At 57.6% G+C, this 24,280-nt stretch carries 23 protein-coding genes; 16 read left to right on the top strand and 7 right to left on the bottom strand.

The window, feature by feature from the left end; translation table 11 throughout:
- The first annotated feature begins 78 nt into the window (after positions 1-78).
- From lptF to SHIM_RS03380, 7 genes are all read left to right on the top strand, one after another.
- Complete coding sequence (gene lptF, locus SHIM_RS03410) at positions 79-1,194, top strand: LPS export ABC transporter permease LptF (RefSeq protein WP_054001218.1); 1,116 nt, start codon at positions 79-81, stop codon at positions 1,192-1,194.
- Positions 1,191-2,288, top strand: coding sequence for an LPS export ABC transporter permease LptG (gene lptG, locus SHIM_RS03405; protein ID WP_054001217.1), 1,098 nt, complete (start codon positions 1,191-1,193; stop codon positions 2,286-2,288). Before lptF ends, lptG begins: the two co-directional genes overlap by 4 nt.
- Positions 2,285-4,462, top strand: a complete 2,178-nt coding sequence (locus SHIM_RS03400; protein ID WP_054001216.1) for an LPS-assembly protein LptD — start codon at positions 2,285-2,287, stop codon at positions 4,460-4,462. The genes lptG and SHIM_RS03400 overlap by 4 nt, the downstream gene beginning before the upstream one ends.
- 23 nt (positions 4,463-4,485) lie before the next feature.
- Entirely contained in the window at positions 4,486-5,718 is a 1,233-nt protein-coding gene (locus tag SHIM_RS03395; protein WP_054001954.1) for a peptidylprolyl isomerase, read from the top strand.
- On the top strand, positions 5,715-6,680 hold the full coding sequence (gene pdxA, locus SHIM_RS03390; protein ID WP_054001215.1) for a 4-hydroxythreonine-4-phosphate dehydrogenase PdxA: 966 nt from the start codon (positions 5,715-5,717) through the stop codon (positions 6,678-6,680). The genes SHIM_RS03395 and pdxA overlap by 4 nt, the downstream gene beginning before the upstream one ends.
- Before the next feature lie 76 nt (positions 6,681-6,756).
- Positions 6,757-7,599: a 16S rRNA (adenine(1518)-N(6)/adenine(1519)-N(6))-dimethyltransferase RsmA gene (gene rsmA / locus SHIM_RS03385; protein ID WP_054001214.1), complete on the top strand. Its 843-nt coding sequence runs from the start codon at positions 6,757-6,759 to the stop codon at positions 7,597-7,599.
- Between the two features lie 3 nt (positions 7,600-7,602).
- Complete coding sequence (locus SHIM_RS03380) at positions 7,603-8,028, top strand: hypothetical protein (RefSeq protein WP_054001213.1); 426 nt, start codon at positions 7,603-7,605, stop codon at positions 8,026-8,028.
- Positions 8,029-8,132: 104 nt separating this feature from the next.
- Here SHIM_RS03380 and SHIM_RS03375 read toward each other — a convergent pair whose 3' ends face one another.
- The 3 genes from SHIM_RS03375 to prfA form a co-directional block, all read right to left on the bottom strand.
- Positions 8,133-8,750, bottom strand: a complete 618-nt coding sequence (locus SHIM_RS03375) for a DUF4167 domain-containing protein (RefSeq protein WP_054001212.1) — start codon at positions 8,748-8,750, stop codon at positions 8,133-8,135.
- 226 nt (positions 8,751-8,976) lie between these two features.
- Positions 8,977-9,813, bottom strand: coding sequence for a peptide chain release factor N(5)-glutamine methyltransferase (gene prmC, locus SHIM_RS03370; RefSeq protein ID WP_342585505.1), 837 nt, complete (start codon positions 9,811-9,813; stop codon positions 8,977-8,979).
- Positions 9,810-10,859, bottom strand: coding sequence for a peptide chain release factor 1 (gene prfA, locus SHIM_RS03365; protein ID WP_054001211.1), 1,050 nt, complete (start codon positions 10,857-10,859; stop codon positions 9,810-9,812). The genes prmC and prfA overlap by 4 nt, the downstream gene beginning before the upstream one ends.
- Positions 10,860-10,920: 61 nt before the next feature.
- On the opposite strand from prfA, the gene SHIM_RS19905 reads away from it, so the two are divergent.
- Positions 10,921-11,229 (top strand): hypothetical protein, encoded by a 309-nt coding sequence (locus SHIM_RS19905; RefSeq protein WP_082358267.1) that lies wholly within the window; start codon positions 10,921-10,923, stop codon positions 11,227-11,229.
- Here SHIM_RS19905 and SHIM_RS03355 read toward each other — a convergent pair.
- Both SHIM_RS03355 and SHIM_RS03350 read right to left on the bottom strand, forming a co-directional pair.
- Positions 11,152-11,556: a DUF1499 domain-containing protein gene (locus SHIM_RS03355; protein ID WP_241488779.1), complete on the bottom strand. Its 405-nt coding sequence runs from the start codon at positions 11,554-11,556 to the stop codon at positions 11,152-11,154. The genes SHIM_RS19905 and SHIM_RS03355 overlap by 78 nt on opposite strands.
- A gap of 211 nt (positions 11,557-11,767) precedes the next feature.
- Complete coding sequence (locus SHIM_RS03350; protein ID WP_054001208.1) at positions 11,768-12,931, bottom strand: M20 aminoacylase family protein; 1,164 nt, start codon at positions 12,929-12,931, stop codon at positions 11,768-11,770.
- Positions 12,932-12,994: 63 nt separating this feature from the next.
- On the opposite strand from SHIM_RS03350, the gene mazG reads away from it, so the two are divergent.
- The 7 genes from mazG (at position 12,995) to SHIM_RS03310 (ending at position 19,600) form a co-directional block, all read left to right on the top strand.
- Entirely contained in the window at positions 12,995-13,816 is an 822-nt protein-coding gene (gene mazG / locus SHIM_RS03345; RefSeq protein ID WP_054001207.1) for a nucleoside triphosphate pyrophosphohydrolase, read from the top strand.
- 119 nt (positions 13,817-13,935) lie between these two features.
- Positions 13,936-14,949: a Fe(3+) ABC transporter substrate-binding protein gene (locus SHIM_RS03340; RefSeq protein WP_054001206.1), complete on the top strand. Its 1,014-nt coding sequence runs from the start codon at positions 13,936-13,938 to the stop codon at positions 14,947-14,949.
- Positions 14,950-15,186: 237 nt separating this feature from the next.
- Positions 15,187-16,128: a nucleoside hydrolase gene (locus SHIM_RS03330; protein WP_054001204.1), complete on the top strand. Its 942-nt coding sequence runs from the start codon at positions 15,187-15,189 to the stop codon at positions 16,126-16,128.
- A complete protein-coding gene (locus tag SHIM_RS03325; RefSeq protein ID WP_054001203.1) occupies positions 16,125-16,577 on the top strand; it encodes a GNAT family N-acetyltransferase in 453 nt (150 codons plus the stop codon). Before SHIM_RS03330 ends, SHIM_RS03325 begins: the two co-directional genes overlap by 4 nt.
- Before the next feature lie 57 nt (positions 16,578-16,634).
- Positions 16,635-18,044: a protein adenylyltransferase SelO gene (locus SHIM_RS03320; protein WP_054001202.1), complete on the top strand. Its 1,410-nt coding sequence runs from the start codon at positions 16,635-16,637 to the stop codon at positions 18,042-18,044.
- A 9-nt stretch (positions 18,045-18,053) separates the two neighbouring features.
- A complete protein-coding gene (locus SHIM_RS03315; protein ID WP_054001201.1) occupies positions 18,054-18,761 on the top strand; it encodes an endonuclease/exonuclease/phosphatase family protein in 708 nt (235 codons plus the stop codon).
- Positions 18,758-19,600, top strand: coding sequence for a PhzF family phenazine biosynthesis protein (locus tag SHIM_RS03310; RefSeq protein ID WP_054001200.1), 843 nt, complete (start codon positions 18,758-18,760; stop codon positions 19,598-19,600). The genes SHIM_RS03315 and SHIM_RS03310 overlap by 4 nt, the downstream gene beginning before the upstream one ends.
- Before the next feature lie 13 nt (positions 19,601-19,613).
- Here SHIM_RS03310 and SHIM_RS03305 read toward each other — a convergent pair whose 3' ends face one another.
- Positions 19,614-21,002, bottom strand: coding sequence for a DEAD/DEAH box helicase (locus tag SHIM_RS03305; RefSeq protein WP_054001952.1), 1,389 nt, complete (start codon positions 21,000-21,002; stop codon positions 19,614-19,616).
- A gap of 223 nt (positions 21,003-21,225) precedes the next feature.
- On the opposite strand from SHIM_RS03305, the gene SHIM_RS03300 reads away from it, so the two are divergent.
- Positions 21,226-21,645, top strand: a complete 420-nt coding sequence (locus SHIM_RS03300) for a Fur family transcriptional regulator (protein ID WP_054001199.1) — start codon at positions 21,226-21,228, stop codon at positions 21,643-21,645.
- Positions 21,646-21,714: 69 nt separating this feature from the next.
- Here SHIM_RS03300 and SHIM_RS03295 read toward each other — a convergent pair whose 3' ends face one another.
- On the bottom strand, positions 21,715-24,135 hold the full coding sequence (locus tag SHIM_RS03295; RefSeq protein ID WP_054001198.1) for a GcvT family protein: 2,421 nt from the start codon (positions 24,133-24,135) through the stop codon (positions 21,715-21,717).
- Positions 24,136-24,280 lie beyond the last annotated feature (145 nt).

Here is a 24,280-nt window from a genome sequence, read left to right as displayed (position 1 = left end):
TATCAGTTTTAAGCGCCCATCATTTCCATTAATGTCTGCCAAAACACTTGGGAAAAAATACTGGGGGGATTCTGAGCGGTGAGCAGATTTGACAGATATATCCTGTCCCAGCTCCTGACTCTGTTTGGCTTTTTTGCACTGGTTCTGGTGTCGGTCTACTGGGTCAATAATGCGGTCGGCTTGTTCGACGCTCTGATCGCAAGCGGTCAGAATGTATCGGTATTTCTAAGCCTCACAGTGCTCAGCCTGCCCAATGTCATCCGCTCCGTTCTGCCGGTGGCGGTATTTTTGGCGACGGTCTATGTAACCAATCGGCTTTCGACCGAAAGCGAACTCACTGTGATGCAAGCAACTGGCTTCAGCCCATGGCGACTCACTAAGCCAGTGCTGGTGTTTGGCGTGGCGGTGAGCTTCATGATGAGCGTGCTCACGCATTTTCTGGAGCCCGCCAGCCTGACGGAGCTCTCCAAGCGCCAACAGGAGATAACCGAAAACGTGGCGGCGCGGCTGCTCACCGAAGGCACCTTTCTGCATCCCACGCCCGGTATGACCTTCTATATCCGGGAAATCTCCTCCGATGGCGTGTTGCGCGACGTGTTCCTGTCTGACAGCAGATCGCCGGAACACACCACCACATACACCGCTGCCGAGGCTTATCTGGTCAACGATGACTCGGGCGCCAAGCTGGTAATGGTCAACGGTCTTGCACAGCAACACACCACGTCCAGCGACCGGCTTCTAACCACTGATTTTGCTGATTTTTCGTATGATATCAGCGCACTGACGAATGCCTCCGAAACGCGATCCAAAGACATCAATTACCTCAGCACCTATGACTTGTTGGCCAATGCCGACGCGGTGATGCAGCGCACCGGCCGATCTCCGGGTCAAGTGGCTTACGAGGCTCATGCAAGGTTCGCGCAGGCGTCGGCCTGCATTGTCTTTGCAGTGATCTCATTTGCGGTTTTGCTGATGGGCGGGTTTTCCAGGTTTGGCATGTGGCGGCAAATTCTGATTGCCTTCACCATCCTGATACTGTTGGAGGCGGTGAAAGCGGCGGTGGTGGATCCCATACGCAAAGACGCGACTCTCTGGCCGCTGATCTATCTGCCTACTTTGTTGGGCACCGTACTTTCAGTGGGTATTTTGCGTATGATTTCTGGCCCTTTCCGTATCAAGAAGGTGCCGGCATGACCGTCCATTTCTATTTCGCGCGCAAATTCCTTTGGATTCTGATGGGCATAACAATCGGGCTTTTTACGTTGATCTCTCTGGTCGACCTCATGGAGCAGTTGCGCAGGTTCGATGTCGAAAAAGTTGGTTTTGACACCGTGCTTCAGCTCACGCTCCTGCGCGCTCCGGAAGGCATATATGAGCTGCTGCCCCTCATCGTGATCCTCGCGACGGTTACGCTGTTTATCAACCTGTCGCGCACCTCCGAACTGGTGGTGGTCCGCGCCTCGGGCCGATCTGCAATCGTTTCTGTCATCTCGCCGATAATTGTTGCGCTTTTGCTGGGCCTTGTGGCCATTGGCTCACTTAATCCCATCGTGGCCGCCACATCCGCCTTATACGGAACCAAATCTGAAAAACTCCTGGCCAGCGGTCGCAGCGCGCTCTCGCTTGATGGCGAAGGCATCTGGATGCGCCAAGGCAGCGCCGATGGACAAGCCGTGATTCACGCCGCCCGCACCAACGCAGACGCCACGCTTTTTCAAAACGTCTCAATCGTGGCTTACACGCCGGGCATTGGTCCGGTGCGCCGCATAGAAGCCTTGTCCGCCAAGCTAATAGACGGCGCTTGGGAACTGACTGCGGCCAAAGAATGGCCGCTAGAACCCGGTCTAAACGCCGAGGCCAACGCCATCACCCACGACCTTTTGATTCTGGAAAGCAGTTTAACTCCAGATCGTATCCGCGACCGGTTTGGCAACCCGTCGGCAATCTCGATCTGGGATTTGCCAAAGTTCATCACCGAATTGCAAATCTCCGGATTTTCTGCGCGCCGACATCTTGTCTGGCTGCACATGGAATTGGCCCAGCCGCTGTTTTTGGTTGCGATGGTGATGATCGCCTCGGCCTTTACGATGCGTCACACTCGTTTTGGCAACACAGGCACTGCGGTACTCGTGACAATCCTGATCGGTTTCAGCCTCTATTTCGTACGTAATTTCGCGCAAATACTTGGCGAAAATGGCCAAATCCCGGTTCTGCTCGCAGCCTGGGCGCCACCTGTTGCAAGCATTTTGTTGGCCTCAGGCATACTTTTGCATATGGAAGACGGATGAAGACTGCTGCCCGCTGCCACAATTCCTCACGCCAACGGCTCCGCTTGCTGGCGCTTGTTCTGATGGCAACAAGCATAGCTGTGCCTGCGACGGCGCAATTGATTCCGACGCCAGTCATCGAAGCCCCTCAAAACATGGTTTTGGTTGCGGACAGTGTGTACATCACCGGGGACAAACAGCTCATCGCACGCGGCAATGTCGAGGCATTGGGCGATGATATTCGCATGCTCGCCTCCGAGATCATCTATGACTCCGAAACAGATCGCATCTTGGTCAAAGGTCCGATCCGCATCTATCAGGGCGAGGATATTGTTATCCTTGCCGAAGACGCCGAACTCGACAAAGATTTGCGCAATGGCCTTTTGCGCAGCGCCCGGTTGGTTCTCAGCCAACGCACACAATTGGCCGCGACCCAAATCAACAGGGTTGAGGACCGCTACAACGTTCTAACCAAATCCACAGTGTCGTCTTGTCGGGTCTGCGAGACCGGTAAGCCGCCGCTGTGGGAGATAAGAGCACGGCGGATTGTGCATGACGAAGAAGAACGCCAGGTCTATTTCAATCACGCCAGCCTTCGTGTGCGTGATGTGCCGGTGTTCTACTTTCCCCATTTGCGTATGCCCGATCCCACACTAGACCGCGCTCGCGGCTTTCTAATTCCCACGGCCCATTCTACGTCCCTATTGGGCTATGGCTTAAAAATGCCGTACTTCATCCCGATTGGGCAGTCCAAAGACCTTACGCTGACCCCATATATTTCAAGCAAATCCAAAACTTTGGAATTCCGCTTTCGGCAGGCGTTCAAAAAGGGGCGGATTACCTTGGAAGGCGCTGTCAGCGACGACGAGGTGAAACCCAACGACACACGCAGCTATCTCTTCGCCAAAGGGCGGTTTGGTCTTCCGAAAGATTTCACGCTCAGCTTCGATCTCAAGGCCACATCTGACGACAGTTACCTCAACGACTACGATTTTTCCGACGACGACCGTCTCAACAGTGATATCACCGTGCGCCGCTCCAACCGCGATGAAAACACCCGCTTTGCTTTGCTGCACTTTCAATCCCTGCGGGACGGCGAAGACAACAGGTTCCTGCCAACCATCGTAACGGTCGCTGAAACCGAACGCCGCTACTTCCCGACGTCCATCGGCGGCGAGCTTAGGACCACAGCCCAGTTTCACGGTCACTTTCGCGAAGCCAAGACCGATGTAACAGGACGGGACGTGCTGCGCGCCAATGCCGACATGCTCTGGCGGCGCAACTGGACGCTGGACAGTGGATTGCGCACCGCCGTGTCCGGGGAACTCGCCTTTGACGCCTTCCGGACCTACAACGACTCGACACATGCCAACTATGATTATGCACTGACGCCCACGATTGCCGCAGACTTCCGCTATCCAATGAGCAAGATCGGAGCCGACGGCGCGACCTATCTGGTTGAACCTATTGCCCAAATAGCATGGACAGGCGGCGACGATTTGGACGTGGCCAATGACGAAAGCACGCGCACCGAATTTGACGAGGGCAACTTGTTGTCGCTGTCACGGTTTTCCTCCTATGACCGACGCGAACGTGGGGTTCGCACGGCCGTGGGTCTGAACTGGTCCCGCATCGCCAAAGAAGACTGGCGCGCCAATTTTACCATCGGTCAGATCTACCGTGACACCTCAGATCCGGATTTCACCAACAGTTCCGGCCTGTCTGGCGCAACGTCGGATTTCTTGCTGGCCGGCAATTTTCAGAACCCTGCGGGGTTGTCCGTCGCCGGACGCACCCTTCTTGGGACTGACGGGAGCCTGTCCAAGGCGGCTGCCCGCCTAGGGTGGACCAACCAACGCCTGTGGCTGGACGCGAGCTTTATCTGGCTCGACGAGGACGCCGCTGAAGACCGCAGCGAAGTTCTGTCAGAATGGGCATTGGACAGCAGCTACCGCCTGAGCCGCCACTGGACAGGCCTGCTTGACTGGCGCTTTGATGCAGGTGCAGGACGCACTGCCGAGGCCGGCGTAGGGCTGGAATACCGCAATGAGTGCCTCAAACTTGAACTTTCTCTCTCGCGCAAGTTTTCAACATCCTCTACCGTTCAGTCGGACACGAAAATCGGCTTCTCCGTTGCCCTGCTCGGGTTCTCGGTACGCGCCCAAGACAAAAGCTACGACCGCACCTGCGGATGATCAAACAGGAAAGACCCAACGATATGACATCGTGCCTTATCAAACGCTTCGCACTTTCCACCGCTGTGGCAGCCTACGCTGTTCTCGGACTTACGGCCCCGGCTCTGGCTCAGGGCGCGTTTTCCCCGGCGATCACTGTGAACGACGGGGTCATCACATCTTATGAAATTGATCAACGCGCGCGTCTTCTGGTGATCATGAACTCCCCTGGCGACACGATTAGCGAAGCAAGGGAGCAGTTGATAGATGATCGCCTGAAGCTTCAGGCGGCTGGGGTTTTTGGCATTCAGGCATCAGAAGAAGGCATTCAGGCGGGCATTGCCGAGTTTGCGCAACGCGTGAACATGGAACCCGATGACATGCTCAAAGCCCTCGCCGGCGAAGGCGTCAACGAAGAAACCATGCGTGACTTCATCATCTCCGGAATTACTTGGCGCGGATACGTACAGACCCGTTTTGGCGGCAGCGTTCAAATCACCGAAGAAGAAATTGACCGCGCAGTGGCCTCCAACACCGGTGCTGGCGGCATTCGTGTCTTGCTCAGCGAGATTGTGATTCCGATGACCCCTCAAAATGAGGCTCAGGTCATGTCGCTCGCGGGTCAGCTGTCTGATATTCGCTCGTTTGACGACTTCGAAAATGCGGCGCGCGCGTATTCTGGTGCGCCGACCAAAGACAACGGTGGTCGCATTGAATGGATGTCGGTCACCAAACTGCCTCCGCAGTTGCGCCCCCTGATCGCGGCCTTGTCGCCGGGCGAAGTCACCGCTCCGGTTCAACTGCCAAACGCGGTGGCCCTGTTTCAGATGCGGCGCGTCGAAGAATCCGACCGACCTGCGCCGCGATATTCCGCGATCGACTATGCCATGTACTACCTGCCCGGCGGTCGCACCCCTGAAAATCTGGCCAAGGCCACCGAAATTGCGGGCCGTGTTGACCGCTGCGACGACCTTTACGGCATCAACAAAGATCAACCGGCCGAGCTGCTGACCCGGGACTCGCTGGCACTGGGCGAAGTGCCCCGCGACATCGCGCTCGAATTGGCAAAGATGGACGATCATGAGATCTCCACCTCTTTGACAACAGCCAACGGGCAATCGCTTATTATGCTGATGCTTTGCGGCCGTACCGCGGAACTTGGCGAAGAGCTTTCACGCGAAAATGTGGCCAACGCGCTGCGCAATCAGCGGCTTGAAAACTACGCCGAAAGCTTTCTCAGCCAGCTGCGCGCAGAGGCCCGCATCGTCGAAAAATGACCGCACCCATCGCAATTAGCTGCGGAGAACCCGCAGGCATTGGTCTGGATATCATCGAAAAAGCGTGGGACGCCCTCAAAGGGGATATGCGCTTTTTCCTGATTGGCGATCCGTCGCATCTGCCCGGCACGGTGCCGCATCGGATTGTCACGTCGCCTGGCGAGGCCGCTGACGTCATGCCCTCAGCGCTGCCCGTGCTGGCACAGGACTTTGGTACAGCTCGAATGCCGGGGGTGCCTGACGCGGCTCACGCCAAGCACATCATCACTGCTATCCGCCATGGCACCGACCTTGCAATGTCCTGCGCTGCGAGCGCGATCTGCACACTGCCTATTCACAAAAAAGCCCTCAAGGACGGGGCCGATTTCCCTTATCCCGGCCACACCGAATTTCTCGCCCATCTTGGTGGGGTCGATCACGTCGTCATGATGCTGGCCTCCGATCAGTTGCGGGTGGTGCCAGCCACAATTCACATCCCGTTGGCCGAGGTGCCGGACGCACTGACCCCTGACGTTTTGCGCGATACAATTCGCATCACCGCCGAAGGGCTGCGCACCCAATTTGGCATTTCCAATCCCCGCCTCGCAATTGCCGGCCTCAACCCCCATGCGGGCGAAGGCGGCGCGATGGGGCATGAGGACGCCCGCATCATTGCGCCAGTCATCCAAGAATTGCAGGCCGAAGGTTATGACCTCACCGGCCCCTTGCCCGCCGACACCATGTTTCACGCAGCCGCCCGCGCGCGCTATGACGCGGCGATCTGCGCCTACCACGATCAGGCGCTCATCCCGATCAAAACGCTGGATTTCGACCGTGGCGTGAACGTCACGCTCGGTCTGCCGTTCATCCGAACTTCGCCCGATCACGGCACCGCGTTCGACATTGCAGGCCAAGGCATCGCCAATCCCACAAGCACCATCGAAGCCCTGCGCATGGCCTGGAGGATGGCCTGCGCCGCTTGACGCTTCCTCTTGCCCGAAATATCCCCGCCGGAGGCACAGAAACGCGGCGCAGCCGCCAAAACCCAAAGGCCCCGACATGAGCGCCATCGACGATCTTCCCCCCCTGCGTGAGGTGATCACCACCCACGGCCTGTCTGCGCGCAAATCTCTGGGCCAGAACTTCCTGTTGGATCTCAACCTGACGGCCAAGATCGCCCGCCGCGCCGGAGAGCTGTCGGATTGCGACATCCTTGAAATCGGCCCCGGCCCCGGCGGGCTGACGCGCGGGCTTCTGGCCGAAGGTGCACGCAAGGTGCTGGCGATTGAAAAAGACGAGCGCTGCATGCCCGCGCTGGCCGAAATTGCCGACGCCTATCCGGGTCAGCTTGAGGTCATCAATGGCGACGCGCTTGAAATTGATCCGCTGAGCCATTTGACCCCGCCGATCCGCGTTGCGGCCAACCTGCCCTATAACGTCGGTACCGAGCTTCTGGTGCGCTGGCTCACCCCAAAAGAATGGCCGCCTTACTGGCAAAGCCTGACCTTGATGTTCCAACGCGAAGTGGCGGAACGCATCATCGCCACCCCCGGTTCCAAAGCCTACGGACGTCTTGCCCTGCTGGCGCAATGGCGGGCGGACGCAACAATCGTCATGTCGCTGCCGCCCGAAGCGTTTTCACCACCGCCAAAAGTGCATTCCGCCGTGGTGCATCTGACCGCCCTGCCCGAACCGCGCTATCCGGCCGATCCCGCGATCCTATCTCGCATCGTGGCCGCGGCCTTCAACCAGCGCCGCAAAATGCTGCGCGGCTCTCTCAAGGGACAAGCTCCCGACATCGAAGACCGCCTGATCGCTGCAGGCATCAAACCCACAGACCGGGCTGAGCAAGTCGGTTTGGAACAATTCTGCGCTTTGGCACGGATGTTTGAAAAAGACTGAGACATGCATCTTCATGTAAAGATCTTGAACGGCGTCTATTGTGTCCAATTGACACTCTTGTCTGTGATCGGATTTTTCCCCGACGACTTTCCATATTGGCTATCAAAGATGGCCGACACGCGCATTACCCGCTGTCGTGAATTATTGAGTTCAGGAAGCGATGCCAGCGTGGAGTTCTTACTACTCATAACCTTTGTTGTTCCCCTTGTATCAAGGCTTGCACGTGTACGATCAGCGCCAAGCACGCTCGAATTTGTCTTCTTCACGTTTGCTTCTCTGAGTGCAGCATTCGCTATCTGGCTAATTTCTCTGGATTGTGCCTCAGATGTCATCATGATGTTTTGGGACCCGGAAGCCCAACTCATCCTGTTTTTTTGGGGATGGGCAACGCTATCTCTAATACGTCTGCCCCGAACCTATTTGTCATAGATCGCTCCGCGCTTAGCCGAGATTCGCCTTAGAATGCGCCTGCCAAATAAAAAAACCCGCAGCCTGCGCCGCGGGGTTTCTCAAAATCTCTCCAAGCACTCAGATCACTCTGCCGCAGAGCTATCCTCGCTGGGGGCCTGCGCCTCAACAGGCGCCGCATCGGCCTCAACCGGCTTTTTACGCGGGCTGCGTTTGCGTGGTGGCTTCTTCGGCTTTGGCGCCTCGGGGGCGGTCTCGGGCGTTTCCACCAAACCGCTGTCCGCCACATCACCAATCACATCAGGTTGATCGGATTCCGAAGGATCCGCCGACACTGGTGAAGGTGCAGGAGAGTGCGCAGGTGCGGGTGCGGCTTTGTCGCCACCATTGTTGCCTTCACGCTCTTGGCGTTCCATCCGCTCACGCCGTTCACGATCGCGGTCTTGCTGACGCTCGCGGTTCTGGCGTTCTTGCTCTTCACGGCGCGAATCCTGCTCGCGCTGTGCCTCGTTGAGCATGCGTTGGTAATGCTCCGCGTGCTGCTGAAAGTTTTCAGTGGCCACACGGTCATTGCCCAATTGGCTGTCGCGCGCCAATTGGTTGTATTTGTCGATAACTTGCTGCGGGGTGCCGCGCACCTTGCCCTCGGGGCCGGAACTGTCAAACACACGGTTGACGATATTGCCGGAGGGACGGTTGTTGCGGTTGCCTTTGTTCCGCGAACGGGACTTGGAAGATCTCATATTCTTTGCAATCCAGACTTGGTCAATTGCGGTCGCTAACCCGTTTTGCGCCTCTTGCGCTCTGAATTCCGGTTGCGACGATTTCTGGCTTGGTGTCCACCGGGACCGCCCGTTATGGGCATCCACCGATCAGACGCGATATTCGTAGAACGCCAACGCGCAGGAGACAAGGCTTTTTATGCATCTAATTCACGCGAAATCAAAAAAACTGGCGGCAAAGCCACAATCAACGGCGATTTACGCCACAAACAACGCGGTTTCTTCCGTCCAAATCATTCAAAATCTCCACATCCTGCAACCCCGCCTTAGCAAACAAAGCTGCCACGGCAGGTCCCTGCTTCCAGCCGATTTCCACCATCAGCCGCCCGCCATCAAATAGATGCGCCATCGCGCCTGCGCTGATCTCACGGTATGCCGCCAACCCGTCGCCCTCATCGGTCAACGCAATACGCGGTTCAAACGCCAGTTCCGGCGCCAATTCGGCCATCTCGTCCAACGCGATATAGGGCGGGTTGGACACGATCAGGTCAAACTCGCCCGTGACCCCGGAAAACCAATCACTCCGGACAAACTCCAGCCGATCCGCCACGCCAATGGTCTCGGCGTTTTCTCGGGCTACCTCCAAGGCAGCTTCGGAAACATCCGACGCCACGCCTTGCGCATCAAGCCGCGCGGCCAACAATGAAATCGCAATCGCCCCCGATCCAGTCCCCAGATCCAATACACGCTTGAACGGTGTTCTTAATGCCACCGCCACCAATGTCTCCGTCTCAGGACGCGGGTCCAAAGTGTCCCCGGTGACTTTGAAGTCATGGGCATAAAACGCCCGCCGTCCCAAAAGATGCGACAACGGCTCCCGAGCGGCCCGCCGCGCCACCAGCGGCAACAACTTTTCCTGATGCTCAGACGAGGCCGCCTGCCCCATTTCCAACGTCAATCGCGCCATCGGCACACCTGTGACATGCGCCACCAGAAGCCGCGCTTCCCGAGGTGCGCCCTCGATACCCGCCGTTGTCAAAGACCCTGCCACCTGCGCCACCAAGTCGGAAATGGTCAGGCTCACGCCTCCATCTCCGCCAACGCGGTGGCCTGCGCATCGGCGGTTAGCGCGTCAATAATCTCATCCAGATCGCCTGCCATTACCTGATCCAGCTTATAAAGCGTCAGGTTGATACGGTGATCCGTCATCCGACCTTGCGGAAAGTTATAGGTCCGGATGCGTTCAGACCGATCACCAGAGCCAACCTGCCCCGCCCGATCCGCTGCGCGCTCGTCGTTGATGCGCTGCCGCTCCAGATCAAACAAACGCGTCTTCAGGACCTGCATCGCAATCTCGCGGTTGCGGTGTTGCGATTTTTCCGAGCTCACTACGATGATGCCGGTCGGCAAGTGGGTGATGCGCACAGCGGAATCCGTGGTGTTCACGTGCTGCCCACCGGATCCAGACGCGCGCATTGTATCAATCCGGATATCTTGCGCGTCGATCTGCACATCCACGTCTTCGGCCTCAGGCAACACCGCCACCGTGGCCGCCGACGTGTGAATGCGCCCACCACTTTCGGTGGATGGCACGCGCTGCACCCGATGCACGCCGCTTTCAAATTTCATCCGCGCAAAAACATTCTCGCCTTTGATATGCGCCACAACTTCTTTGATACCGCCCAGCTCGGTGGCGTTTTCCTCTAGGATCTCCAGCTTCCAGCCGCGCGTCTCGCAATAACGCTGATACATGCGCAGCAAATCACCCGCGAACAAAGCTGCCTCATCGCCCCCCGTACCAGGTCGGATCTCAAGAATAGCAGGCCGCGCGTCTGCCGCGTCTTTCGGCAAAAGCGTCAACTGCAACGCGTGCTCTGCATCAGGCAACGCAGCCTTCAGCTCCGGCAATTCTTCTTCGGCCAGCGCCTTCATATCCGGATCGCCAAGCATCTCTTCGGCGTCATCAATGTCGATCAGCAACCGCCGATAAGCCCTTATCTGCTCAACCACCGGTTTGATCTCGGCATATTCTTTGGCCAACGCCGAAATATCGCCGCTGCCTTCAGCCATCTGCGCTTCAAGAAATTCGAACCGCCGGGTGATCTGTTCAAGTCGTTCTAAAGGAACCATGCCGCTACCTGAGACAATCCGCGGGTTTGGTCAAGCCCGCGCTTTGTTGTAAACTACTCTCATGAAACGCTTGGCCCTGATCCTTTGCACCTTTGCTGCCCCCGTCTTTGCCGACGGGTTCATCAACGGCGTCCCTGTTGATTGCTACTGCACAGATAGCAAAGGCCAACGCATAGAGGTCGGCGAAACCATCTGCCTTCAAGTAGATGGGCGCATGTTTATGGCGCAATGTCAGATGTCGCTGAACGTGCCGATGTGGCGCGAGGTCTCGCCTGGCTGCCTCAGCTCCGGCTTAATCGGCGGTCAAAGCCGCAATCCACTGATCCACACGTACAGCATTGACGCCGAAATCCTTGCGACCAAATCGTGAGCGACCAAAAATCGCCAGCTGATCGCCCTGCATCCGAGCCGTCGTGAAATCGGGATAGCCCACCATACGTGTGCGCGACACAAAGGTGATCATGCCCTCGTCAACAGATCCATCCAGCACAGCGGTGCGCGGGTCGCGCAAAGCCACCTCAGCCAGCTTTGCCAAACCATCCGGCCCCGCATCCACCAACCGGCGCGCGCTGTTCTGCCCGTCGCTATTTTTGGTGATGTCTTTGGCCACATGCCAACGTGCGGTGTCACTTGGTGCCAGCCGTACATAAGCCAATAGGCCAAAGCCCAGCACCAAAACCACAATTACAATAGTCATTCTTTTCATCCCTCATCTGCACCTTACCGCAGTCGTTCTGACAAAGCCTGTCCTTCTTTGTCATTACGTCCGTCCGGCGCATCCGCATCAAAAACACTTTCTGTGCACAATGGCGCGCGGCCTAACATCCACAGGTCCCGCTGCATAGTGTTTTGTTAACACGAGATGAAATTGCGGGCGGCCTTTCCGATATCCGCCCGCAATCAGAACGTTATTTCAGCGGTTGCGCCGTTTCCACCAACCGCGCAAAGAACGACGCGCCAATCGGAGCAACGTCGTCGTTGAAATCAAACGCAGGGTTGTGCAACCCGGCACCCTCACCCGCACCAAGGAACAGATACGACCCCGGCCGTGCTTCCAGCATGTAGGAGAAATCCTCGGCGCCCATTTCCATATCCTGTGCGTCGTTCACCGCGCTCTCACCCGCAATGTCGCGGGCCACATCGGCTGCAAACGCTGTCTGCTGCGCGCTGTTCACTGTCGCCGGGTAGTTCACATCCAGATCAAGCTCCGCTTTCAACCCATAGGCTGCTGCGGTCCCTGTCACAATCTCGTTCAAACGGCGATGAATCATCGTCTGCACGTCTTTGTCAAAGGTGCGAATGGTGCCGTTGATCATGCCCAAATCGGGAATCACATTGCTCACCGAGCCCGCATGGATTTGCGTCACGGACACCACGGCCTCGTTGCGTGTGTCGTGGTTGCGGCTCACGATTGTCTGGATCGCATTGACCATCGCCACGGCTGCGACCACCGGATCAACCGTGTCCTGCGGGTAAGCGCCATGACCGCCGGTGCCCTGAATGTTGATTGTGAACGTGTCCACCGCCGCCATGATCGGGCCGGGCTTGGTGTGAAACTCGCCAAACGGAATGCCCGGCACATTGTGCAACGCATACACCTCTTTGACGTCAAACTTGTCCAAGACGCCTTCCTGCACCATGACCTCGCCACCGCCGCCTTCTTCTTCGGCAGGCTGGAACATCAACGCCACGCGCCCCGAGAATTTGCGCGTCTCCGCCAGATACTTCGCCGCACCCAACAGCATCGTTGTGTGCCCGTCATGCCCGCAGGCATGCATGCGCCCCGCAACTTCGCTGGCATACTCCACGCCTGACACCTCATCCATCGGCAACGCATCCATGTCCGCGCGCAATCCAACCGTTGGCCCATCGCCTTGACCGTTGATGATTGCCACCACACCAGACGTGGCGATGCCTTCGTGAATCTCGTCCACGCCAAACTCTTTCAGACGCGCCACCACAAAGGCCGCAGTCTCATGGCAGTCAAACTCCAACTCCGGATGCGCATGCAAATGCCGACGCCACCCCTTCATTTCGTCTGCATAATCGGCAATACGGTTAACAACTGGCATGGCTGGACACCTCTCTGAATATTCGTTCACTCTCATCCAAATCAAAAACCGGAGCCCTCTGCAATGGCCGAAGACCCCTTAATCCTGAATCCCAACGGCGGAATGCCGCGCCTTTTAGAGATCATGAGACGCCTGCGCGATCCTGAAACGGGCTGCCCTTGGGACATAGAACAAGACTTCGGCACCATTGCCCCCTACACGATCGAAGAGGCCTACGAGGTCGCCGACGCCATCGAACGCGAAGCCTGGGACGAACTCAAAGGCGAATTGGGCGATCTGCTGTTCCAGTCTGTGTTTCACGCACAAATGGCATCCGAACGCGGGCTCTTCACCTTCGATGAGGTGGCCGACACCATGTCGGACAAAATGGTCGCGCGCCACCCGCATGTCTTTGGCGACGAAAATCGCGACAAGTCAGCCGAACAACAAACCCGCGATTGGGAAACCGTCAAAGCCGCCGAACGTGCCTCCAAGGCACAATCGGGGACGCTGGATGGCGTTGCCCTCGGCCTGCCCGCCCTTTTGCGTGCGGTAAAACTGCAAAAGCGCGCCGCGCGGGTGGGCTTTGACTGGCCCGATATTTCGCAAGTGGTCGACAAAATCGTCGAAGAAGCTGGTGAGCTGGCCGAGGCCCGCGAAAAGCTCACTCAAACCGAGGTCGAAGAGGAATTCGGCGACATGCTGTTTGTCATCGCCAATCTCGCGCGCCACCTGAATATCGAACCCGAGGCCGCCCTGCGCGCCACCAACGCCAAGTTCACCCGCCGCTTTGAAGGCGTTGAGGCCAAACTGGCGGAACGTGGAAAACGCCCCGAAGACAGCGATCTGGCGGAAATGGACGCGCTTTGGGACGAGGTAAAAATCGAAGAAAAACAAGAGACTTAGACAGGCGACACATGCCATTTCGTACGTGAAGAAAATACCTGAATAAAATATTCAGGTATTGACCTGATAAAAAAACTCGGATTTAAAGCCTGCATCGAAACATCCACCGTGAGTGTGACATGACCAAAATTCTTTCTACGTCGATCTTCTTTGCCGCCGCAGCCAGCGTAGCCGCGCCCGCCATGGCCGAAGAGGTCAACATCTATTCCTATCGCCAGCCCGAGCTGATCAAACCGCTGACAGATGCGTTCACCGCCGAAACCGGCATCAAAGTGAACGTCGCCTACCTGCAAAAAGGCATGGTCGAACGTCTGCAAGCTGAAGGCAAACGGTCCCCTGCCGACATGATCCTGACCGTCGACATTTCGCGTCTGGCGGCCGTTGTGAATGCTGGTCTGACCCAGCCGATGGAAAGCGACACCATCACCGCCAACGTGCCCGCGCAATACCGTGACCCTGACAATCACTGGTTCGGCCTCACCACCCGCGCGCGTATCGTCTACGCCTCCAAGGATCGCGTGGCCGACGGCGAAGTCACGACCTACGAAGATCTGGCAGACCCCAAATGGGCTGGCCGCATTTGCACCCGCTCCGGAACCAACGCCTACAACGTTGCCCTCACCTCTGCTTTGATCGAGCACCACGGCATCGAGGGCGCCAAAACGTGGCTTGAAGGCGTGAAAGCCAACCTCGCCCGCAAACCCCAAGGCAACGACCGCGCTCAGGTCAAAGCGATCTGGGCCGGCGAATGCGACATCTCCATCGGCAACACCTACTACATGGGCAAAATGCTGTCGGACGACGAACAGAAAGCATGGGCCGACAGCGTGCGCATCGTTTTCCCTGAATTCGAAGGCAAAGGCACCCACGTCAACATCTCCGGCGTTGCTCTGACCAAGTCCGCTCCGAACAAGGAAAACGCCGTCAAGATGATGGAATTCCTGACCTCACCTGCGGCACAGGAAATCTACGCCAAGGCCAACTTCGAATACCCGATTGCACCGGGCACCGAGGCAGACGCTCTGGTCACAGGCTGGGGGGAATTCACCGCCGATGACGTGAACCTTATGACGCTCGCGGGTCACCGTTCGGACGCGCTGAAGATCACCGAAGAAGTCGATTTCGACGGCTAAGCCCGCCTGATCAACCACCGTAAAAGGCGGTCCCATGGGGCCGCCTTTTTTGTGTCGATCCAAAATTTCACACCTCCGCGATACAGACGTAATACCGACGCGATGCCGATCCGCGATATTTCTGACCGATTGATAAAATAAATTGCGCGAAACCCCGCCTGATGGCTAGACATCGCCGCTTGCCCTTGCCACCCTGCGCCGTCACAAACGACCAACAGGCACCAAGGAGAGGCCCCCATGAGCCCGCGCAAGATCATCATCGACACCGACCCCGGACAAGACGACGCCGTCGCGATCCTGCTTGCTCTCGCCAGCCCCGAAGACATCGACGTCTTGGGTATCACCGCCGTTGCTGGCAATGTCCCGCTGGCTTTGACACAGAAAAATGCACGTATTATCTGCGAGTTAGCCGGAAAAACTGAAACAAAAGTCTATTCCGGCTGCGACGTACCGTTGTCGCGCAAACTGGTCACGGCCGAGCATGTGCACGGCAAGACCGGCCTTGATGGCCCCACATTGCCCGATCCGACTATGCCTCTGCAGGATCAACACGCCGTCGATTTCATCATCGACACCCTGCGCAACGAGGATGCAGGGACCGTAACCCTGTGTCCCCTAGGCCCTTTGACCAACCTTGCAACCGCGTTTAACAAAGCGCCGGATATTGTTGAAAAGGTTCAAGAAATCGTCCTGATGGGCGGCGCCTATTTTGAAGTTGGCAACATCACCCCGGCGGCGGAATTCAACATCTATGTCGACCCCGAAGCCGCCGACGTGGTTTTCAAATCCGGTGTTCCGATCGTGGTTATGCCACTAGATGTGACCCACAAGACGCTTGTCACCAAACCCCGCAACGACGCCTTCCGCGCCATTGATACAAGTGTGGGCATCGCAGTCGCGGAAATGACTGATTTCTTCGAGAGATTCGACAAAGAGAAATACGGATCCGCAGGCGCTCCCTTGCACGATCCCTGCGTCACAGCCTATCTGATTGCGCCTGAGCTCTTCAAAGGCCGGCACGTAAATGTCGAAATCGAAACGCAATCCGACCTCACCCTTGGCATGACCGTTGCCGATTGGTGGGGCGTTACCGACCGCGCACCCAACGCACTTTTCGTCGGCGACTTGGATGCCGATGGCTTCTTTTCCCTTCTAACAGAAAGGCTTGCACGCCTATGACGACCGCTCTGCATCTCGCGAACGAAGCCGATTTCGCCAAGCTCGACCCGCTTGTTGAGGCCTTCCATGCTGAGATGCAGATCGAGTCCGACGACGACACTCGCCGCGCAGGCCTCCTACCGCTTTTGCAGGGCTCTCCTTATGGTGCGGCCTACTTGCTCGGCCCGCGTCGCGCCCCGGTTGGATATATCGTTGTCACGTTTGGCTGGTCCGTGGAATTCGGCGGAATGGATGCTTTCGTTGACGAAGTCTTTATCCGACCTCCAGTGCGGGGCCGCGGTATGGCCACCGAAGCCCTGGTCGGCTTGGCCAAAGCGCTGGAAAGCGTTGATGTTTGTGCCCTTCATCTCGAAGTCGATCGTTCAGATGAGAACGCGCAAAAACTATACCTACGCGCTGGTTTTAAGCCCCGTGAGCGTTACATGCTAATGACCCGCAAACTGTCCTGACCGGGACGTGATCACAGTGGCTCTGGCAATTCCCGATTTCGCCCGTATCTTAGGGGCATGAGCTTAAATATCCCATTTCAGAATACCTACGCCCGCCTGCCGGACCGCTTCTTCGCCAAACAGGCGCCGACGCCAGTGCGCGCACCCAAGTTGTTGGCCTTTAACGCGCCTCTAGCAGCATCTCTGGGCATCACCGGAACAGACGACGACGCCCAACTTGCTCAGGTGTTTTCCGGCTCTGCTGTGCCCGACGGTGCCGAACCTTTGGCGCAACTGTATTCCGGCCATCAGTTTGGAAACTGGAACCCTCAACTTGGGGATGGTCGCGCTGTTCTTCTTGGGGAAACAAACGGTTACGACATACAGTTAAAGGGATCCGGCACCACACCTTACTCGCGGCGTGGCGATGGTCGAAGCTGGCTTGGTCCGGTTTTGCGCGAATATGTTGTGTCAGAAGCGATGCACGCGCTTGGCATTCCAACGACCCGCGCCCTGGCGGCCGTTTCCACAGGCGAGGACGTATTCCGTGAGCGCCCAATGCCCGGCGGCGTCATGACCCGCGTCGCGTCTAGCCACATACGTGTCGGAACCTTCCAAGCGCTTTACGCGAGAAAAGACGTCGAAGGCCTTGAAACTCTAGTGAATTTCGCAATCAATCGCCACTATCCGGACGCGCAATCCGTTACAGAATTCCTCGCCTCTGTCATAGCAGCGCAGGCTGAATTAATCGCGCGATGGATGTCGGTTGGCTTTATCCACGGCGTCATGAACACCGACAATTGTGCCATCTCAGGTGAAACCATTGATTACGGTCCGTGCGCTTTTATGGATGCGTACAATCCGATGCAGGTGTTTTCCTCCATCGACCGACACGGCCGGTATGCCTATGACAACCAACCAGGCATAATCGTCTGGAATATGGCCCAACTTGCGACAACTTTGGTGCCTTTGATGCCGGACGGAGAGGCCGCCGTGCAATCTTTCTCGGCCCTTGTGCACGACATGCCAAACCAAATCGCGGCGCATCAGACACGGCTCTTTGCCGCAAAAATTGGCCTAACAGAAGTGCGCCAGGGGGATCAGACTCTGATCGACGACCTGCTTGACCTAATGACCAAAGACGGCGCGGATTTCACGAACACTTTCAGAGCCTTGCCTGCAGGTTCGGCGATGGATCAGATCGCGGACCGCGATACTTTCGCGGCTTGGGAACGGCGTTGGAGTGACCGCCTGCAGACCGAACCACAGAACCCACAAGCAACAATGCGCGCGACAAATCCCGCATTAATTCCTCGCAATCATCGCATCGAAGAGATGATTGGCGCTGCCATCGAAGGCGACATGGCACCATTTGAGCGTCTCATGGCGGCGCTCGCCACGCCATTTTCCGATCCCGCCGAATTCTCTGACCTCACACGTCCGCCTTTGGAAACCGAACGCGTCCACCAAACTTTTTGCGGCACCTAAGGACAGCTCATGCGCGTCGCCAGTTATAACTTGCAAAAATGTGTTGGCGTCGACATGCGTCGACACCCTGCCCGGTCGATGGTGGTCATCCGTGCATTGCGTGCGGACGTGGTTGTTTTGCAAGAAGCCGACAAACGCATCCCCCCGCGCCCCACTGCGCTCCCCTTTGATCTCATTGAAAATAAAGGGTTCTCCGCCGTTGACTTTGGACAGCCTACAGGATCATTGGGCTGGCACGGGAACGCCATGCTGGTGCGTGACGGCATCGAAGTGTTGGACACAAGCAAGCTCGCTCTGCCCGGCCTTGAACCTCGCGGCGCCATCTTCGCCGACCTCATGACACCGCTTGGCGCCTTACGTGTCGTTGGTGTTCACCTCGGTCTAATCCGCCGCTACCGTTTGATGCAGCTCAACACCATCGTGCATGCGCTGGCGCGGCTGCCGGACATGCCCACACTCATTGCCGGAGACTTCAATGAATGGGGGCCAAAGCACGCTCTGGATGCGGTGACGCCCGCCTTTGATTTTGTGAACACAGGGCACAGTTTTCCGTCGCCCCGGCCTGTTGCGGCTTTGGATGGCTTTGCCCTGACCACTGATCTGAAGGCCGACAAACACGGCGTGCTCAAGCGTATTCCAGCACATGTTGCGTCAGACCATCTGCCGATCTGGATGGATCTCAGCAGACGCTCGCCAACACCGGAGCCCACCCCATGACCGCTTACTCTGTTTACGATGTTTTCACGAAACAACCTTTTGGTGGCAATCAGTTAGCTGTCATTCCTAACGCAATTCACTTGCCCGAAATGGATCTGCAACGCATCGCGGCTGAGTTCAATTTTTCTGAAACAACGTTTGTTTATCCGCCAAGTGATACAAACAACACCGCGCATGTCCGGATTTTCACTCCTACGATGGAGGTCCCTTTTGCCGGGCACCCTGTGATCGGAACTGCGGTCGCGCTGGCAAGCGCTGGCCATGGTCCGCAGATGACGTTTGAACTCGGCGTTGGCCCGCTCAGTGTCCACGCCGAAAAGGGCGCGGCGTCCTTCACCACCTCGGCTGATCTTGAAATCCTGGCCCAACCCGACCTGGCGGTTGTTGCCAAAGCACTCGGTGTCGCGCCCACACACATCCGAACGGACCGTCATCCTCCGATCATGGTCTCTCTCGGACTTGCTTTTACTTTCACAGAAATCGACAGCCGCGAAGCGCTCGCTGCTCTTGAAACCGATGTATCCGCCTTTCGCCAAGGCAACGCGGCCTACCCGTCTGGTCTGGATTTCGCGCAATTTGTCTATGTCCGAGACGGCAACCACATCGACGCGCGCATGTTTGCACCGCTCGACAACATCCCCGAGGATCCAGCGACCGGCAGCGCCTGCGCGACATTGGCAGCGCTGCTGGCCCACAAGGAAGGCACCGATCTCACGTTCGACATCTTGCAGGGCGAAGACATGGGACGACCAAGCCACATCCAAGCCACAACAAACGGGCCGGCTGTGACCATTTCTGGCCACGCCGTGTGCACAATGCAGGGAACTTTGGTCTACTGACCTGATCTGGGTGTTATTTGGACGGGCCGCGCCGACCGCCACGACGGTTCCCACCGGGCTTACCACCACCGGAATTGCCGCCACCGGGGTGACCGCCACCAGGTTTGCCGCCCGGACGTCCGCCCGGTTTTCCGCCGCCACGATGTCCGCCACCGGCATTGCCGCCACCGGCACCACCGCCAGAACCACCTCCGCCGCCGCCTTTGCCGCGTGCGGGGCCGCCACGCCGACGTCCACCCGAAGGCTTCACTCCAGGCTTGATTTCGGCACCTTCCCAAGGACGACCGGAGGCCACGGGAATGTCGATCTTCATCACCTTCTGGATGGCTTTGAGTTCATCCACCTCATCGGGCGCGCAAAATGCAATCGCGGCCCCGTCCATACCGGCACGCGCGGTGCGGCCGATCCGGTGCACATAGTTTTCCGGCACATTGGGCAGATCAAAGTTATAGACGTGACGCACCTGCGGAATGTCCAAACCGCGCGCTGCCACATCCGTGGCGACAAGCACTTTGATTTCTCCACTGCGGAAAGCCTTGATCGCGCGTTCACGCTGTCCTTGGCTCTTGTTGCCATGCACACTGGTGGCCTCGAACCCGGCCCGCACGAGCGCTTTCATCAACCGCTCAGAACCGTGTTTGGTGCGTCCAAAGACAATCGCCGCCTCGTCGCGGTGCTTGCCCAGCAACTCGATCAACAATGCGGTCTTCTCCGATTTGGCGATAAAGTGGATCGACTGCTCGATCTTGTCTGCTGCCTTGCCGGGAGGGTTGACCTGCACCTTGATCGGATCGTCCAAATAGGTGTTGGCAATCTCGGACATCTGTTTTGGCATCGTCGCGGAAAACAGCATGGTCTGGCGTTTTTCCGGCAACCACTGCGCGATTTTACGCAGCGCATGGATAAAGCCCAGATCCAACATTTGGTCAGCTTCATCAAGCACGAGGAAATCTGTGCTGCCCAGATCCATCGCTTTGCGTTCCATCAGGTCGATCAAACGACCCGGTGTCGCCACCAGAATGTCTGTGCCTTTGTCGAGCCGTGCGATCTGGGGATTGATGCCAACCCCACCGACCACAAGCCCAACTTTGAACTGCGTGTCCTCGACCTGCGCCCGCAGGCTGGCAGCGATCTGACCGGCAAGTTCACGGGTTGGCGCCAGAACCAGACCGCGGACAGTGCGGCGCGCCGGGCGTTCGTCATAGCTGAGCATCTGCGCGATCAGCGGCAGACCAAAAGCGAGCGTTTTGCCGGTGCCGGTCTGTGCCAGCCCCATCACATCGCGGCCTTCCAGCGCCACAGGAATGGCGCCTTCTTGAATAGGTGTCGGTGTGGTCAGGCCCATCTTTTCCAGACGCGTCACCACTTGCTTGGGCAAGCCAAGCGATTTGAAATCAGCCAAGGGTATCTCCGGCGTATTGGTGGCACTTGTAACCTTGCCGCCTCTTGCGCCAATCGCGTCACCAATGCCTGTTGAGGTCGCGTGTGGCGACCTGATCGCGCCGCAATGAGCGCTTTGACAGCGCCTGTCAAGTGACCTATCGCATGCGCCTTGCGTCAAAATCGGTGGAATCGCGCACCGGCATTGGCTACACACAAAGAAACACCAAAGACCGGACTGTTCCATGCGCGCCAACAATGACACTATTATTTCACGTTGCGAGGCCAAGGGCCTGCGCATGACAGAACAGCGCCGCACGATTGCAGCCGTGCTTCAGGAGAGCAAAGATCACCCGGATGTCGAAGAGCTTTATGCCCGCGCGTCGGCGCGTGACAGCGGCATTTCTCTGGCCACGGTTTACCGTACGGTAAAGCTGTTTGAAGAGGCCGGGATCTTGGACAAGCTGGAATTTGGCGACGGCCGCGCGCGCTATGAGGACGCGGAACGCGAGCATCACGACCACCTTATCGACATCAACTCCGGTCAGGTCATCGAGTTTGTGGATCCTGACATCGAAGCACTTCAGGAAAAGATCGCCGCCAAACTCGGCTACACGCTCAAAGGCCACAAGCTTGAGCTTTATGGCGTGCCGTTGAAAAAGTAAGGGGCTTTGCCCCTGCGACAGCAAGCTGTCACCACCCCAGGATATTTTAAGCAAGAAGAAGCCGCAGGTTCAGGCCCGCAGGCGGTGTCCTTTGGGATCAAACGGCGGCTCGTGCAGAATGGTGGCTTTGTGGGGCTTGCCAAGCACCATGACCTCGACCTGATCGCCAGTACCTGCACCTTTGACATAGCCAAGCGCCAGCGACATTCCGACTGTGTAGCCATAAGCCCCCGATGTCACACGCCCGATCCCTTGCCCGTCCTTGAAAATCGGTTCCCCGCCAGTGGCGTCGGCATTTGAGGTTGTCACATCTGCTTCATCTAGTTGCAGAAGAACGAGCTCCTCACGAGGCGCGTTTTGCAGGACATCCGCCACAGCAGACTTGTTGAGGAAATCCTTTTGCATCTTGCAAAGCCGGTCCAGACCCACCTCTTGTGGCCAATATTCCGGACTGTATTCGCGACTCCAGCTGCCATAACCCTTTTCCACCCGCAGGCTCATCAAGGCTCGGCTGCCGACAGGGCCTGCACCAAGCGCCCGGCCCGCCTCAAGGAGCGCCGCATAAAGCGCGGCCTGATGCTCTTCTTTGCAATGCAGCTCCCACCCTAGATCGCCGGTGAATGACACGCGCAACGCCACCACTTCGATACCCGCCAAGTCGATGATTTTGGAGCGCATGAATGGGAAGTCCTCTGTCGCGAGGGGCACGTTCGTCAGGCGCTGCAGCAGGGACCGCGACTGCGGGCCTGCTACGTTGAAGCCACAAACCGCCTCGGTCAGGCTTTCGAATGTGGTGCCATCAGGCAGCGGAATCTGCTTGAAAAAGCGCGCGTGATACCGCTCCGCCATACCGGAACCAATGATCCAGAAACTGTCATCGCCCGTGCGTGTGACCGTGAAATCACCTGCAATCCCGCCGCGCTTGCCAATCAGCGGTGTCAGGCAGGACCGGCCTACCTCGCGCGGCATGACATTGGCGAAAACCGCATTAAGCCAGTCCTCTGCCCCTGCGCCTTTGCATTCGTATTTGGCAAAGTTGGAGATATCGATAATGCCGGCCCGATCGCGCAGCATCTTGCATTCTTCGCCCACTGGGCCCCACCAATTCTGCCGCGTGAATCCGTTGGTGTCCTGCGCATCCGGTGCATCCGCAAACCAAAGAGGATGCTCCCAGCCCGCGTTCAGGCCAAACACCGCCCCTAAATTCCGTTGCGTTTCATATGCGGGACGTTTTCGCGCCGGCCGCCCAGCGGTGCGTTCCTCATTTGGAAAATGGATCGCAAAGCGGTGCGCATACTGATCCTGCACCCGCGCTTTGGTGAATGCCTTGTCAGCCCAACTGTCAAACCGCGCCACATCCCAGCCAAACAGATCATATTCAGTCTCGCCTTCGATCATCCATTGCGCCGCCGCCAGCCCCATGCCGCCGGATTGCGAAAAGCCCGGAATGATGCCGTTACAGCAAAAATATCCGTCCAATTCGGGCACAGGCCCAAACAAGACGTTGCTGTCAGGCGACCAGATCATTGGCCCGTTGATCACGCGCTTGATCCCCGCCTCACCCACGACAGGAACGCGGTCGATCGCGCGCATCATATTGTCTTCGATACGCTCCAGATCATCGGCAAACAGTTCATGTCCAAAATCCAGCGGCGTGCCCTCTTCGGCCCAAAACCGCATGTCGCGTTCATACGCACCGACCAACAATCCCTTGCCTTCCTGCCGCAAGTAATACTCTCCGTCGCGATCCGCGACCGAGGGCAACCGCCGATCCATCGCGTCGATTTCGGCGATGGTCTCGGTCACAAAATACTGGTGTTCCGTTGGTTGCAGCGGCAAGATCAGCCCCGCCATCGCAGCCACTTCCCGCCCCCACAGGCCAGCTGCATTCACCACCCAATCGGTGTGAATGTCGCCTTTGGGCGTACGCACAATCCATGAGCCGTCATCCTGTGACTCGGTTTCCGTGACGGGCGTAAATCTATGGATTTCAGCCCCTCGTTGACGCGCACCCACAGCATAAGCATTGGTCACGCCAGACGGATCCACGTTACCGCCATCCGGTTCATACATCACGCAGCGCACACCCTGAAAATCCACCAACGGGTGAAGCTCCTGCGCCTCATCGATCGAGATTTCGTAGAAATTCATCCCGTAAAGCTTGGCCTTGGCTTCTTGCAATCGCAGCTGATGTTCGCGCGCCTCGGTCTGCGCCAAATAAAGCGAGCCCGGTTGAAACACCCCACAGCTCTGACCGGTTTCCGCTTCAAGTTCATTATAGAGAGTCATCGTATAATGCTGAATGCGGCTGATGTTGGTGCTGTCATGCAGGCCATGGATGTTTGCCGCCGCGTGCCACGTTGATCCGGACGTCAACTCGTCGCGCTCCAGCAAAACGACGTCTGACCAACCCAGTTTGGCCAAGTGGTAAAGGATCGAACAGCCGATCACGCCCCCGCCAATCACCACCGCCTGTGCTCTGTCGCGCATTTTGCTCTCCCTGACATCTGCTCCCCCAAGCCTGACGCGCCCCGAAGCGGCTCAATTGCCCCTTTGCGACGCATCCTGTCGTATTTTCACTTGCCCCAAAGTCCACCCACCCGTTTCATGGACCCAACAAACCTCGGAGGCTCCC

The organism is Shimia sp. SK013 (genome assembly GCF_001292625.1).
In the GTDB taxonomy this organism is placed as follows: domain Bacteria; phylum Pseudomonadota; class Alphaproteobacteria; order Rhodobacterales; family Rhodobacteraceae; genus Shimia.
Note: the sequence above shows the minus strand (reverse complement) of the source record. Positions and strands in the feature narration are given on the sequence as shown.

What these genes read in the sequence shown, in the direction of transcription:
- lptG (WP_054001217.1), top strand. Translation starts at nt 1,191, where the DNA reads ATGACCGTCCATTTCTATTTCGCGCGCAAATTCCTTTGGATTCTGATG.
- SHIM_RS03400 (WP_054001216.1), top strand. Translation starts at nt 2,285, where the DNA reads ATGAAGACTGCTGCCCGCTGCCACAATTCCTCACGCCAACGGCTCCGC.
- SHIM_RS03395 (WP_054001954.1), top strand. Translation starts at nt 4,486, where the DNA reads ATGACATCGTGCCTTATCAAACGCTTCGCACTTTCCACCGCTGTGGCA.
- pdxA (WP_054001215.1), top strand. Translation starts at nt 5,715, where the DNA reads ATGACCGCACCCATCGCAATTAGCTGCGGAGAACCCGCAGGCATTGGT.
- rsmA (WP_054001214.1), top strand. Translation starts at nt 6,757, where the DNA reads ATGAGCGCCATCGACGATCTTCCCCCCCTGCGTGAGGTGATCACCACC.
- SHIM_RS03380 (WP_054001213.1), top strand. Translation starts at nt 7,603, where the DNA reads ATGCATCTTCATGTAAAGATCTTGAACGGCGTCTATTGTGTCCAATTG.
- SHIM_RS03375 (WP_054001212.1), bottom strand. Translation starts at nt 8,750, where the DNA reads ATGAGATCTTCCAAGTCCCGTTCGCGGAACAAAGGCAACCGCAACAAC.
- prfA (WP_054001211.1), bottom strand. Translation starts at nt 10,859, where the DNA reads ATGGTTCCTTTAGAACGACTTGAACAGATCACCCGGCGGTTCGAATTT.
- SHIM_RS19905 (WP_082358267.1), top strand. Translation starts at nt 10,921, where the DNA reads ATGAAACGCTTGGCCCTGATCCTTTGCACCTTTGCTGCCCCCGTCTTT.
- SHIM_RS03355 (WP_241488779.1), bottom strand. Translation starts at nt 11,556, where the DNA reads ATGACTATTGTAATTGTGGTTTTGGTGCTGGGCTTTGGCCTATTGGCT.
- SHIM_RS03350 (WP_054001208.1), bottom strand. Translation starts at nt 12,931, where the DNA reads ATGCCAGTTGTTAACCGTATTGCCGATTATGCAGACGAAATGAAGGGG.
- mazG (WP_054001207.1), top strand. Translation starts at nt 12,995, where the DNA reads ATGGCCGAAGACCCCTTAATCCTGAATCCCAACGGCGGAATGCCGCGC.
- SHIM_RS03340 (WP_054001206.1), top strand. Translation starts at nt 13,936, where the DNA reads ATGACCAAAATTCTTTCTACGTCGATCTTCTTTGCCGCCGCAGCCAGC.
- SHIM_RS03330 (WP_054001204.1), top strand. Translation starts at nt 15,187, where the DNA reads ATGAGCCCGCGCAAGATCATCATCGACACCGACCCCGGACAAGACGAC.
- SHIM_RS03325 (WP_054001203.1), top strand. Translation starts at nt 16,125, where the DNA reads ATGACGACCGCTCTGCATCTCGCGAACGAAGCCGATTTCGCCAAGCTC.
- SHIM_RS03320 (WP_054001202.1), top strand. Translation starts at nt 16,635, where the DNA reads ATGAGCTTAAATATCCCATTTCAGAATACCTACGCCCGCCTGCCGGAC.
- SHIM_RS03315 (WP_054001201.1), top strand. Translation starts at nt 18,054, where the DNA reads ATGCGCGTCGCCAGTTATAACTTGCAAAAATGTGTTGGCGTCGACATG.
- SHIM_RS03310 (WP_054001200.1), top strand. Translation starts at nt 18,758, where the DNA reads ATGACCGCTTACTCTGTTTACGATGTTTTCACGAAACAACCTTTTGGT.
- SHIM_RS03300 (WP_054001199.1), top strand. Translation starts at nt 21,226, where the DNA reads ATGCGCGCCAACAATGACACTATTATTTCACGTTGCGAGGCCAAGGGC.
- SHIM_RS03295 (WP_054001198.1), bottom strand. Translation starts at nt 24,135, where the DNA reads ATGCGCGACAGAGCACAGGCGGTGGTGATTGGCGGGGGCGTGATCGGC.